Annotated in this window: 10 protein-coding genes; 8 read left to right on the forward strand and 2 right to left on the reverse strand. The window is 67.7% G+C overall.

Translation table 11 applies throughout. The features are described 5' to 3' along the window. Positions 1-22: 22 nt before the first annotated feature. The 8 genes from ACIQJ5_RS03975 to ACIQJ5_RS04010 all read left to right on the forward strand — a co-directional run bounded on the left by ACIQJ5_RS03975 (position 23) and on the right by ACIQJ5_RS04010 (position 10,469). The gene (locus ACIQJ5_RS03975; protein ID WP_231092634.1) at positions 23-1,267 is read left to right on the forward strand and encodes a glycosyltransferase; all 1,245 of its coding nucleotides are present in this window, start codon (positions 23-25) and stop codon (positions 1,265-1,267) included. Between the two features lie 37 nt (positions 1,268-1,304). Then, positions 1,305-2,198, forward strand: coding sequence for a glycosyltransferase (locus ACIQJ5_RS03980; RefSeq protein WP_269143268.1), 894 nt, complete (start codon positions 1,305-1,307; stop codon positions 2,196-2,198). Continuing rightward, positions 2,198-3,436 (forward strand): lipopolysaccharide biosynthesis protein, encoded by a 1,239-nt coding sequence (locus ACIQJ5_RS03985; protein ID WP_402841106.1) that lies wholly within the window; start codon positions 2,198-2,200, stop codon positions 3,434-3,436. The genes ACIQJ5_RS03980 and ACIQJ5_RS03985 overlap by 1 nt, the downstream gene beginning before the upstream one ends. A gap of 15 nt (positions 3,437-3,451) precedes the next feature. Continuing rightward, positions 3,452-5,578: an acyltransferase family protein gene (locus tag ACIQJ5_RS03990; RefSeq protein ID WP_402841109.1), complete on the forward strand. Its 2,127-nt coding sequence runs from the start codon at positions 3,452-3,454 to the stop codon at positions 5,576-5,578. 85 nt (positions 5,579-5,663) lie between these two features. Further along, complete coding sequence (glf, locus tag ACIQJ5_RS03995; RefSeq protein WP_231092638.1) at positions 5,664-6,800, forward strand: UDP-galactopyranose mutase; 1,137 nt, start codon at positions 5,664-5,666, stop codon at positions 6,798-6,800. A gap of 51 nt (positions 6,801-6,851) precedes the next feature. Continuing rightward, positions 6,852-8,870, forward strand: a complete 2,019-nt coding sequence (locus ACIQJ5_RS04000; RefSeq protein ID WP_402841112.1) for an acyltransferase family protein — start codon at positions 6,852-6,854, stop codon at positions 8,868-8,870. 59 nt (positions 8,871-8,929) lie between these two features. Continuing rightward, positions 8,930-9,730, forward strand: a complete 801-nt coding sequence (locus tag ACIQJ5_RS04005) for an ABC transporter permease (RefSeq protein WP_402841114.1) — start codon at positions 8,930-8,932, stop codon at positions 9,728-9,730. 1 nt (position 9,731) lies between these two features. Continuing rightward, entirely contained in the window at positions 9,732-10,469 is a 738-nt protein-coding gene (locus tag ACIQJ5_RS04010) for an ABC transporter ATP-binding protein (protein WP_231092641.1), read from the forward strand. A 2-nt stretch (positions 10,470-10,471) separates the two neighbouring features. Here ACIQJ5_RS04010 and ACIQJ5_RS04015 read toward each other — a convergent pair whose 3' ends face one another. Both ACIQJ5_RS04015 and ACIQJ5_RS04020 read right to left on the reverse strand, forming a co-directional pair. Then, positions 10,472-11,164, reverse strand: coding sequence for a hypothetical protein (locus ACIQJ5_RS04015; protein WP_231092642.1), 693 nt, complete (start codon positions 11,162-11,164; stop codon positions 10,472-10,474). After that, positions 11,161-12,129, reverse strand: coding sequence for a glycosyltransferase (locus ACIQJ5_RS04020; RefSeq protein WP_231092643.1), 969 nt, complete (start codon positions 12,127-12,129; stop codon positions 11,161-11,163). Before ACIQJ5_RS04020 ends, ACIQJ5_RS04015 begins: the two co-directional genes overlap by 4 nt. Positions 12,130-12,192: the final 63 nt, after the last annotated feature.

The following is a 12,192-nucleotide window of genomic DNA, read 5'->3' on the forward strand; positions in this document are numbered from 1 at the left end:
GGACGCTGACTAGGCTGGAGCAATGGCTCCTGCTGACACCTCAGCGACGTCGGCTCGGTCGGACGGGATTCCGATGTTGGCCAGCGTCACAAAGTATATCCCGTACCCCGCGATCGCCCATGCGGGAGGGCAGTATGTCCTCGCTCAGGACCACGCGCTGGCCGAGGACTTCGCGATCCACCATTTCGCCCCCGACACCCCGGTCAACCGGGAGGCCCGCGGACGGTCGGCACAACCGCCCAGCACGTTGCTGCAGGGTGTCGGCCCGGGTGGGCGCGGCGGTGCGAAGCTGCTGTGGGACCTGGAGTCGGCGTGGCAGGGAAGTGCGGTGCCATGGCCATGGCGCCGGTTGTTCGCCACCGAGCGTGCGCCGTGGCCAGAGCTCGCCGCCGCCGAGATCATCGAGTTCCACTGGTCGGAGATGATCGCCCTCGCCCCGCGCGTGCGCGCGCGGCTGCCGAAGGCGCGTCTGGTCGGTGTGGCGCATGACGTGATCACACAGCGCTGGGAGCGTGCGGCCTCCCAGGCCGCCAACCCGCTGCTGCGCGCGGGCTACCGGCTGGCGGCGCGTCGAAGCGCCCGCCGGGAGGCCGCCTCCTTCGCGGCCCTGGACGTACTCATCGTCTTCAGCGAGAAGGACGCGGCGCTCGTGGAGCGGCTGCGGCCGGGCACCCCGGTCGAGGTGGTGCATCCGGGTCTCGGTCCCGAGACGACACCGGAGCGGTCCCCGGACCCGAGCGCCCCCGTCGTGCTCTTCACCGGTGCCCTGAACCGCCCCGACAACCATCGCGGCGCCCAGTGGTTCCTCGACGAGGTGTGGCCACAGGTGGCGGCGGCCGTCCCGGAGTCGCGGTTCGTCATCGCCGGTGCGAATCCGCCGGAGTCGCTTGAGCGCTCCGCGCGGGCAGCGGGCGTGGAGGTCACCGGTTTCGTCGACTCTCTGGAGCCCTGGTACGCCGGTGCGAGCGTCTTCGTCGCTCCCCTGCACACCGGTGCCGGGGTGAAGTTCAAGACTCTGGATGCGATGCTGCGCGGCGTGCCCGTCGTCGCCACGCCCGTCGGCGCCGAGGGCATTGACGCGCAGGATCTGTTCGCCGCGGTCACCGAGGATCCCGCCGAGTTCGCCCGTGCCGTGATCGCCGAGCTGCGGGCACCGGACGTGCAGCGCACCGAACGCGCGCGGGTCTGGGCGGATGGCGTCTACGGACAGGACGCGTTTCGTCGTCGCGTGCGCGGCGTCTACGAAGCGGTCCGCCAGGCACGATGAACTACCATCGGAATCTGGCTGTCGACCGAAGGACCACATGAGTACAGAGCACCGGATCATCGCCGTCGTCTCGGTGTTTCACGCCCCGGATGACCTGCGCGATCGTATGCTCGACGTGCTCGATCAGGTCGATGCGATCGTGCTCGTCGATGACGGTTCCCACACGCTGGAGACGATCGAGTTCGGTGATGACCGCATTCATACGGTCTCCTCGCCCACGAACCGAGGGATCGCCGCGGCGCTGAACACCGCCGTGAACCGTGCCCGCGAACTGGGGGCGACGCACGTCGTGACGCTCGATCAGGACTCAGCTCTCGCCCCCGATCACGTCGCTCGCCTCCTGGCGACTCTCGAGCGTTCGCAACAGGACGGAGCGATCGTCGCTGCGGCTGTTCCTGGCGTCGTCGGAGGGGCACCGATCCTCTATCTCCCGGACGGCCAGCCCTTCGACCCGATCCAGTCAGGGCAGGTCGTGCCGATGGCCACCTTCGATCGGGTCGGTCTGTTCAATGAGGATCTCTTCATCGATGCGGTCGACAGTGATTTCACAGTCCGTGCCGTGACGATGGGGATGGAATTCCGTGCTGACCGTGGTCTGCACATGGCACATGAACTTGGCGAGCTCGTGCCTCTAAAGGTATTCGGCCGCCACCTCGTGCTGGGTGGCAAGCCGCGGCACGTGCTTTACCACTCGCCAGCGCGCACGTACTACATGGTGCGCAACAGCCTGTGGCTTGCCCAGACCTACCGTGATCAAGCCCGCGACTGGACGCGGTTACGCAATCGCAAGCTCTGGGAAATGGTGATCGGAGGCTCGCTGCTGGCACCGGACCGCGCCGTGCAGCTTCGTGCTATTCGTTGGGGACGCCGTGACGCCCGACGAGGTGTGCTCGGCCGCATTCCCGCTGAGGTGCAGGCGCGGCTGCGGTGATGCCGCTCCCACTTCGTCGGCTGTTCTCCCACGCACTGTTCCGGCGCAGTGCGCTCTTCTCGATCTCGGTCATCGCCTCGACCGTGGTGGGCCTTGTCTCCATCAAGCTGATCACGGATGTGCTCGGCACCGCGGGCTGGGGAAATCTCTACCTGCTGCAGGCCATCAATCAGTTCGCGTCAATCCTCGTGGCATTCGGGTGGGGAGCGACAGGTCCTGCTTCCGTGGCCGCGCTGGCACCGGAAGACCGTCGCCAGTTCCTCGTCGACTCGCTCTTCGCACGGGTTCCGTTGCTGCTTGTTGTCGGCCCGCTCGCGATCATCCTGGGTATTGCGCTCGGCTCGGATCCCGCGATGGCGATTCTGGCGACCCTGACGTACACCGTCCCGGGTGTCGGTGCTGCCTGGTATTTCGTGGGAACCAACCGTCCGCTGGCGCTTCTCGCGTACGACGCATTGCCGGCCATCCTCGGCCAGATCGCCGGGCTGATCGCCGTCGTGATCGTTCCGGCGTTGTGGGCATATCTGGCAGCGACAGCGGCATTCACCATGGGAGGCGTGTTGGTGGGGCTCATCGTCGCGCTGCGCGGTCAAGACGGCGCGCGCCTACACCGCCCCGCGCCATCGGCGCTCGCCGCCGAGATGCGCACGCAGGGGCACGGCCTGGTGACGCTGTTGTTCGGTAACCTCGCGACGACCCTTCCTGCGGTGCTCCTCCAGATATTCAGCCCCACTGCGGTTCCCGTGTTCGGCATGGTGGACCGCATATTCCGCTACGGCGTCATCGTGCTCGGCCCGATCCTCCAGGCGGCGCAGAGTTGGGTGGGCGAGCAAGCCGACCTTCTGCGCACGCGCGCACGCACGGTGATGTGGTTCTCGATCGGGATCGGGCTCGCTGGAGGAGTGTGCTTCGCCACGTTGGCGCCAGTCTTCAGCCAGCTGTTGGGCAGCATCGAGATATCGCCGCTGCTGGCCGTGATCGGAGCGATCGCGTTCGCCAGCGAGTGCATCGGACAGCTTGTGGGCCTGGCAGGGTTGGTCGCCCTGGGGCAAGGCCGCGTGCTCTCGCGTAGCGCGGTCGCCGGTGCCGTGGTCACGGTCGGTCTTCTCATACCCGCCACGGGCTTCGGCGGTGTCACTGGTGCTCTCGCCGTCGTCGCGCTTCCGCTCGTCGGCGTTGCGGTCTGGCGCGCCGCCGCCCTCTGGCGCACCACTCGGCCAACGCCGACGCTCGAATAGAGACGTGGTGGTCCGGTGACATCCGCTATCGCCCTGGCGGCGCCTCGTACGCGCCGCGAAGCGCGAGCACACGCGCGACGCCGATTCCGGCTCGACATCCAGGCGCTGCGAGCGATCGCCATCCTCGCCGTGGTGCTGAACCATCTGTGGCCGCGTGCGGTGACCGGTGGGTTCATCGGTGTCGACGTGTTCTTCGTCATCTCGGGCTTCCTCATCACGGATCACCTGTTCCGGGAGCTGAGCAGCAGGGGGCGCATCGGCCTGCGCGAGTTCTACGCCCGGCGGATCCGGCGGCTGCTGCCCGCGGCGCTCCTGGTTCTCGCCGTCACCCTGGTCGGTGTGGTGGTGCTGCTGCCGGTGACCCGGTGGTCCGTGAATGCGCTCCAGATCGGCGCCAGCGCCCTGTACACGCAGAACTGGGCGCTGGCGATCAGTTCTGTCGACTACTTCGCCCACGACGCTGCCCCATCGGCCGTTCAGCACTACTGGTCGCTGTCGGTGGAGGAGCAGTTCTACCTGATCTGGCCGGTGCTGCTGCTGGGCGCCGTGATGATCCGGCGTCGTCGCCGTGCGCTCCGCAACCGCGTGGTGCTCGCGCTCAGTGTGCTCGGCATCGTGAGCTTCGGGCTGTCCGTGTGGCTCACCGCGCTGACGCCGGCGGCGGCGTACTTCTCGACCTTCACCCGCGCGTGGGAGTTCGCGGTCGGGGGTCTCGTGGCCCTCCTCTGCCAGAACCGGCGGATACCGAGGCTGCTGGTCTTCGTCCTCGTGGTCGGCGGGCTGACCACCGTCATCGCGTGCGTGTTCACGCTGCGCGGTTCCTCGGCCTTCCCCGGTGCGATCGCGGCGATACCCGTGCTCGCGACCGCCGCCGTGATCATCGGCGGGTCCGGCACGGCACGGCTGCCGTTCTGGGATCAGCTGGCGGGGCTGCGCCCCGTGCAATGGCTCGGCGAGGTGTCGTACTCCTGGTACCTGTGGCACTGGCCCGTCATCGTGCTGCTCCCGTTCCTCATCCACGCGCCGCTGGAAGACGGGCATCGTGTCCTGATCATCGCCGCAACGCTCGTCCTGGCGTGGGGCACCCGACGATTCGTGGAGGTCCCCGCCATGCGCGCCCCCGCTCTCGCCCTGTCCGCCGGTCGCGCGTTCGTCGCATCGGCGATTGCGGTGGCCGTCATCACGGCGGCGTGCTTCGCGATCGGGATCGCCGCGAGGGTCACCGCGGACAACGCGGCGGCCGCTCCACCCGCGCACGTCACGGGAGCGGGGGAGTGCACCGGCCCGGATGCGCTGGCCGATCCGGCGACCTGCGACGTGAACGCACCGGTGATCGATGCCGAGTCCACGGCCCAGGACGAGTACTTCGCAACCCCGCCGGAGTGCGGGGAGGTCGTCGATTCGCTGACCTACGACGACAAACTGACCACTCACCGGTGCATCTTCGGGGCCGCCGAGCCCACGGCACGCGTCTGGCTGGTGGGGGATTCCCACGCCCAGCAGTGGCAGGGCGCGCTGTTCTCCCTCGCGCGTGAGCGGAACTGGGAGCTGACGATCAGCTTCCTCGGCGGGTGTCCGGTCGCCGAAGTCGCCTTCACCGGGTTCCGGGACGTCTGGGGCGACGTGGATCGCGACCGCTGCCGGACGTACAGTGCGGATGTGATCGCCCAGATCGAGCAGGAGACTCCCGACCTGGTGTTCACCTCCATGGCGGCTCGTCAGCAGCTCGTCGACGATGGGTCCGGCCGCGACCCGGCGGAGCAGTTCACCGCGGGCCTGGCCGCCGCCTGGCAGCGGTGGGCCGCCGCCGGATCCCTGGTCGTCGCGATCGCGGACACGCCCCTGAACGGCCAGGTGCGCCCGCCCGATTGCGTCATGCTGCGCGCGAGCGACCCGACGGCGTGCGGCGTGCCGCGCGAGACGGCACTTCCCGGCGATCCGATCGTGGCAGCGGCAACGGTCGCAGGGCCCGGTGTGCACCTGATGGACCTGTCCGATCGGATGTGCGATGAGACCACCTGCTTCGCCGCGGTGGGCGGCATGGCGGTCTTCTACGACGCCGACCACCTGAGCCTGCAGTACGTGCTGCGCCTGCTGCCCACGTTCTCGGACCGCCTGGATGCGGCCATCGCCGCGGGCTGAACCGGAAATCCCAGCCCGCTCCGTTACAGTAGGGTCCGGTGCGCCTTCTGCCCTGGGGTGTGCTGCATCAACACGAAGGAAACCCATGGATCTTCTCGTCGTCGGCTCCGGCCTGTTCGGCCTCACCATCGCAGAGCGGGCAGCGGCCGCCGGGCGCAAGGTCACCATCATCGACCGGCGCCACCACCTCGGAGGCAACGCCTACAGCGAGGCCGAGCCCATTACCGGGATCGAGGTGCACCGCTACGGGGCCCACCTGTTCCACACCTCCAACGAGACCGTGTGGGAGTACGTCAACCGCTTCACGAAGTTCACCAACTACGTGCACCGCGTGTACTCCACCCACAAGGGCGTCGTATACCCGCTGCCCATCAACCTCGGCACCATCAACCAGTTCTTCAACGCGGCCTACACGCCGGACGAGGCGCGTGCACTCATCGCGGAGCAGGCCGGGGAGTTCGAGGCTCACACCGCGAAGAACCTCGAGGAGCGCGGCATCGGCCTGATCGGTCGCCCGCTGTTCGAGGCGTTCATCAAGGACTACACCGCCAAGCAGTGGCAGACGGACGCCCGCGAGCTGCCAGCGTCGATCATCAGCCGTCTCCCGGTGCGCTACACCTACGACAACCGCTACTTCAACGACACCCACGAGGGTCTGCCCGTCGACGGGTACACGGCGTGGATGGAGCGGATGGCCGATCACGAGAACATCGACGTCAAGCTGAACGTCGACTTCTTCGACGAGTCCCAGCCGCTGAACAAGAAGGCCACGGTCGGACAGGTTCCCATCGTCTACACCGGTCCCGTCGACCGCTACTTCGACTACGCCGAGGGCGCGCTCAGCTGGCGCACCATCGACCTCGAGGAAGAGGTCCTGGACATCGGCGACTTCCAGGGGACGTCGGTGATGAACTATCCGGACGCCGACGTGCCGTACACGCGCATCCACGAGTTCAAGCACTTCCACCCGGAGCGCGCCGAGCTGTATCCGAAGGACAAGACGGTCATCCACCGCGAGTACTCCCGCTTCGCGACCCGCGACGACGAGCCCTATTACCCGGTGAACACCGCCGCGGACCGCGACGGTCTGCTCGCGTACCGGGAACTGGGCAAGGGCGAGAAGGACGTGCACTTCGGCGGCCGTCTCGGCACCTACCAGTACCTGGACATGCACATGGCGATCGGCTCCGCCCTGTCGATGTGGAACAACAACCTCGCATGATGTCGTCGTGCGGCCGGGAACACCGGCCGCACGATCTCGCATGATCCCGGAATGACCTCCCCCCGCATCTCCGACGGCCCTCGAACCGCCGCCTCACGCACGCCCGCCTACCGTCACGACATCGACGGCCTCCGCGCCTTCGCGATCGTTCTGGTCGTGATCTACCACGTCTGGGTAGGACGCGTCTCCGGCGGCGTCGACGTGTTCCTGCTGCTGTCGGCATATTTCATGACGTCGTCGTTGGTGCGTCGCGCGGACGCCGGGCGTGGGGTCGGTCTGGGGGCGTTCTACGCGAAGCGCTTCTGGCGCCTGGTGCCGGCGGCAGCGGCCACGATCGCCGCCACCCTCATCACGGTGTTCTTCGTGTTCCCGCCCTCGATGTGGAACGCCGCGTGGGAGCAGGCGCGCGCGTCGCTGTTCTACTTCCAGAACTGGGAGCTTGCGCTCAACAGCGTCGACTACTACGCGCGAGATGCGAACTCGGTCACACCGTTCCTGCACTTCTGGTCCCTGTCGATCCAGATGCAGGTCTTCCTGCTGTGGCCGTTGGTGATCCTCCTGTGCTGGGGGATCGCCCGCCTGCTGAGGATCCGCCTGGCGTCGGTGGCGCTGGTGGTCTTCCTGACCATCTTCGCAGCCTCGCTGGCCTACTCGATCGTCACCACGCAGCAGAACCAGGCATTCGCGTACTTCGACACCGGTGCACGTCTCTGGGAGTTCGCCATCGGCTCCCTCGTCGCGCTGCTGCCCGTCGGGCTCCGGTTGCCGCGGTGGATCGCGGAGATCCTCGGCTGGCTGGGGTTGCTGGCCATCCTGACATGCGGCATCGTGCTGGACGTGTCCGGCGGCTTCCCCGGCTATCTGGCGCTGTGGCCGACTCTCGCCGCCGCGACGATCGTCGTGGCGGGACGCACGCGCGCCAGCTTCACGATCGTGCTCGGCTCAGCACCGCTTCGCTGGCTCGGCCGCATCGCCTATGCGCTGTACCTGGTGCACTGGCCGCTGCTGACGACCTGGATCGTCGTGACGGGGACGAGCCCGGACCTCGCGGAGGGGGCTGCGATCATCGGCGCCTCGTTCGTCGTGGCCGTTGTGCTCCACTATCTGATCGAACGCCCGCTCGGAAACTGGAAGTGGCCCTCGGCCCTCCCGTGGCGGTCCTACTTCGCCACCGCCGTGATCATGGGACTGGTGGCGGTTCCGAATTACGCATGGCAGCTGGACACCGAGTACCGTGCGGCGGCCGCTGAGGCGATGCTGGAGGCGGACCTCACTTTCGAGCCCACCCAGCCCATCCGGACGTTGATCCCGCGGGGCACGAAGCTCGATGACGAGTGGGTGCGTCTGGACAACGGGTTCTGCTCCGGCGCGCTGGAACCGGCCGGCGAGGTGGCGCGTGAGCACTGCAGTGAGAAGGACGGCCACGACGGCGCCCCGCGGGTGACCTTCGTCGGCGACTCCCACGCGGAGCAGTGGATGGGGGCGATGCTCCCGGCGTTGCAGCGGCAGGACATGAAGGTCACCGCGAACCTCCTCGGTGGATGTCCCTTCGCCCCGGACAGCGACATCGCCTTCACGCCCGAATGCCGGCAGTGGAACGACGAGGTGTACGAGGATCTGCTCTCCTCGCCTCCCGCCGTGGTGGTCCTGATGAGCACGCGGGCCGCGGCGGACTCTCCCGACGAGGTCGAGATGCCCGCGATCGAGACCACGGTGATGACGCTGCTCGATGCCGGCAGCCAGGTCATCCTCATCCGCGACAATCCGCGATTCGACGAGAACATGTACTTCTGCGCCGAGCAGAACCTCGACGATCCCACCGCGTGCAGCAGACTGCGCTCCGACGTGCTGGCCGATGAAGACCCCGCCGCCGGGCTGGCGGAGCTGGACGGCGCGTACGTCGTGGATATGAGCGACTACCTCTGCCCGGACGGCATCTGCCCGGCGACCTTCGGCGACCTCGCGGTCTACCTCGATGACAACCACCTGACGTGGAAGTTCGCCGATCGCCTGGCACCGGCTTTCGAGCGCGAGCTCGAGCTCACCGGATTCGCGTGGCCGTCGGCCTAGACTCGGAACATGGTGAACCCGCGTCCCCGGCACAGCGGCGCTCCCGCAGGATCAGCGCGGTGACGCGCGTGCGCGCCGTCCGACGCGAATCGGATTCTCCGCGGCGGTACCTGCACTCACTGTGGCTGCTGTCCGCGCGCGATCTGCGCGTGCGCTATGCCACCAGTGCGCTCGGCTACCTGTGGTCGATCCTGGATCCGCTGGTGATGTCGTTGATCTACTGGTTCGTCTTCACGCAGGTGTTCCACCGCAAAGAAGTCGGAGGCGACCCGTACATCGTCTTCCTCATCCTCGGGCTGCTGCCGTGGGTGTGGTTCAACGCCGCGGTGACCGACTTCACCCGGGCGTTCCGTAAGGACGCCAAACTGGTGCGTTCCACGGCCATCCCCCGCTCGATCTGGGTCAACCGGATCATCGTGAGCAAGGGCGTCGAGTTCCTCTTCTCCATCCCCGTGCTCGTGGTGTTCGCGATCGTGAACGGCGCTCCGGTCACGATCAACCTGCTCTGGTTCCCGGTGGCGGTGATCATGCAGCTGCTGCTGCTGATCGGGCTGGGGCTGCTGATCAGCCCGATCTGCGTGCTCTTCTCCGATCTGGAGCGCACGACGCGCCTGGTCCTGCGAGCCCTGTTCTACGCCTCCCCGGTGATCTACGGCATCGGTGACCTCCCCGCACCCTTCGACGTGATCGGGGCCTTCAACCCGCTCGCGGGGATCTTCTCGCTGTACCGCATCGGCTTCTTCCCCTCCCAGGAGGACTGGACCGTGGTGCTGATCGCCGCGGTCGAGGTGGTGGCTCTGCTGATCCTCGGGGCCGCGGTCTTCCGCCGCCTCGAACCGACCGTACTGAAGGGGCTGTGACGTGGCCGCGATCGAGGTGACGGGTCTGGGGATCCGCTTTCGCCGGGCCCGGCGCGGGCGCCCGAACCTGAAGGATCTCTTCTCGTCTCGCGCCCGCCGCCATCCGGGAAGCGCCGAGTTCTGGGCACTGAAGGACGTCTCGTTCCGGGTGGAGGCCGGCGAGGCGATCGGTGTGGTCGGCCGAAACGGGCAGGGCAAGTCCACCCTCCTGAAGCTCGTGGCCGGCGTGCTGCTGCCGGACGCGGGCACCGTAGCCGTTCACGACGACGTCGCGCCGCTGATCGAGCTCACCGGCGGTTTCGTCGGCGACCTCACCGTCGCGGAGAACGTCCGCCTCATCGCGGGTCTGCACGGCATGAGCCGGGCCGAGGTGGCCGACCGGTTCGAGGAGATCATCGATTTCGCCGAGTTGCACGGCCGACTCGAGACGCCGTACAAGCATCTGTCCAACGGCATGAAGGTGCGACTCGCCTTCGCCGTGGTCTCGCAACTCGGCGCGCCGATCCTGCTGGTCGACGAGGTCCTCGCCGTCGGTGACAAGGCGTTTCGTGAGAAGTGCTACGGACGCATCGAGGAACTGCTGGCGGAGGGGCGCACGCTGTTCTTCGTCAGCCACAACGAACGTGACCTCCGCCGTTTCTGCACGCGCGGCCTGTACCTGCGCGCGGGCGAGCTGGCCCTGGACGGTCCGATCGGTGAGGTGCTGGACCGGTACAACGCCGACAGCACCACGCCGTAGGCTCAGAGCCCGGCGAGATCCTTGACCGCCTGCAGCGCGGTTCGGACCTCTGCCAGGGGAGCGACGGTGTCCGTGCCGTCACCGATCGCAGTACGAAGGGTGCCCAGCGCGCCCAGATAGGTCTGCACGGTCGGACGCCACGAGGAGGCGATCGAGTCCGGCGGATTCTCGTCAGCGAGGATCATCGCGTCCTGTTCGAGCGTTCGAACGATGTCGAACGCGGCGTCTGGAGTCTGCGAGGCGAGCATGCCGAGGCCGGTGTCGGCGTCGGCGACCCGAGGCGAGATGGCGGTGGCGAAGGCACCGGTATCGGGCACGACCACCGGGGGCGCGGTCACCGCATCGGTGGGCACGGGCAGCGGCTCCTCGGGGTCCACGGGGGGAAGCTCATCCGTCGGCGTCGGATCCGGGGCTGCCGTCGCGGTGGGCGTGGCTGTCGGCGGTGGCGTGACGCTGCTGCTCGGCGTGCGCGTTGCAGACGCGCTGGCCGTCGGCGGGGGAGTCGGTGTCGCCGTCGTCGCCCCGCCGCCCGGAGAGTCAGCCCGGGGCATCAGCAGGATCACCGAGGCCAACGCGATCGCGACAACCAGGGCGATCAGCGCCACGATCAGGACGACACGTCCGGTGCGGCGCTTCGGCTTCGGGGCGAACACCCATTGCGGGCGCGCCTCGGAGGATGGTGAGCCGGAGCTCACGCCGCGCTCTCCACCGGCTGCAGCGGCTGCATCGGACGCCAGTCGGCATCCCGGGCGATCACGCGCCCGTCGCGCAGGCCCCGGAAGAGATTGCTGGTGCCGCGCACCTTGCGCTCCACCAGGAGCAGACGGATCAGCTCCTTCGCGAATGTCAGGGCCGTGCCGATCCGGAAGCGGACGGGCCGGTACGCACCGTGCTGCTTGAAGTAGTGGGCCATGTGCGCGCGGTTGCGCATGATGTAGTACCGGTACGCATCGCTGGACGCGTTGAGGTGACGAATCCCCATGTCCCACTGCTTGATCTCACGCGTGCGTCGCAGCACGAACTCGTTCACGATGGCGGAGCGGGTCTGCAGCGACGCGAGCCAGCCGTACACCGAATCATCCCAGTAGATGAAGAAGCGGGGATCGGGCAGGCCGATGCGCTGCACGATGTCGCGATGGATGAACATGCCCTCGAAGCACCCGGAGTTCATCTCGCGGTAACCGCTGTCGTCGAAGCCCGCGGGGGCGAAGGGGATCGGGATGCCGAGGGGGATGGACAGGCGGTACTGCCAGTAGAACTCGCTGCCATCGAAGTCGTACCGGCGCCCCTGCACACTCTGGAATCGCTGTCCCCAGTGACCCATGCGGGCCAGTCCGTCCGCGATCACCTCGACATCGTCGTCCATGATCCACAGCCAGGTGGAGCCCAGCTCGTAGGCCAGACGCACACCCTCGCTGAAACCGCCCGATCCGCCGGTGTTCTCGGCGAGGCGCTGGTAGACGATCTCGGTGCCGATGCGCTCCCGGAACGACTCGACCACCTGGGTGGTGTCGTCCACGGAGGCGTTGTCGACGATGACCAGGTGCCCGGGCTTCGGATCCATCGCCTCGATGGAGGTGAGCAGGCGCGTGAGGAGAGCGGACCGGTTGTAGGTCACCACCACGATCGTCGCGGATGCGGGATCGAACACTTCGGGCATGCGAGCGTGCTCCTGACAGCTGGTTCTTGCAGAAACGGAGGCGGCGGGTGGGCCGTTTCGAGC

The organism is Microbacterium sp. GXS0129 (assembly GCF_044769785.1).
Taxonomy (GTDB): Bacteria; Actinomycetota; Actinomycetes; order Actinomycetales; family Microbacteriaceae; genus Microbacterium; species Microbacterium nymphoidis.

Bases quoted from the DNA above. Each gene is read 5' to 3' on its own strand.
- ACIQJ5_RS03975 (WP_231092634.1), top strand. From the start codon at position 23: ATGGCTCCTGCTGACACCTCAGCGACGTCGGCTCGGTCGGACGGGATT.
- ACIQJ5_RS03980 (WP_269143268.1), top strand. From the start codon at position 1,305: ATGAGTACAGAGCACCGGATCATCGCCGTCGTCTCGGTGTTTCACGCC.
- ACIQJ5_RS03985 (WP_402841106.1), top strand. From the start codon at position 2,198: ATGCCGCTCCCACTTCGTCGGCTGTTCTCCCACGCACTGTTCCGGCGC.
- glf (WP_231092638.1), top strand. From the start codon at position 5,664: ATGGATCTTCTCGTCGTCGGCTCCGGCCTGTTCGGCCTCACCATCGCA.
- ACIQJ5_RS04000 (WP_402841112.1), top strand. From the start codon at position 6,852: ATGACCTCCCCCCGCATCTCCGACGGCCCTCGAACCGCCGCCTCACGC.
- ACIQJ5_RS04020 (WP_231092643.1), bottom strand. From the start codon at position 12,129: ATGCCCGAAGTGTTCGATCCCGCATCCGCGACGATCGTGGTGGTGACC.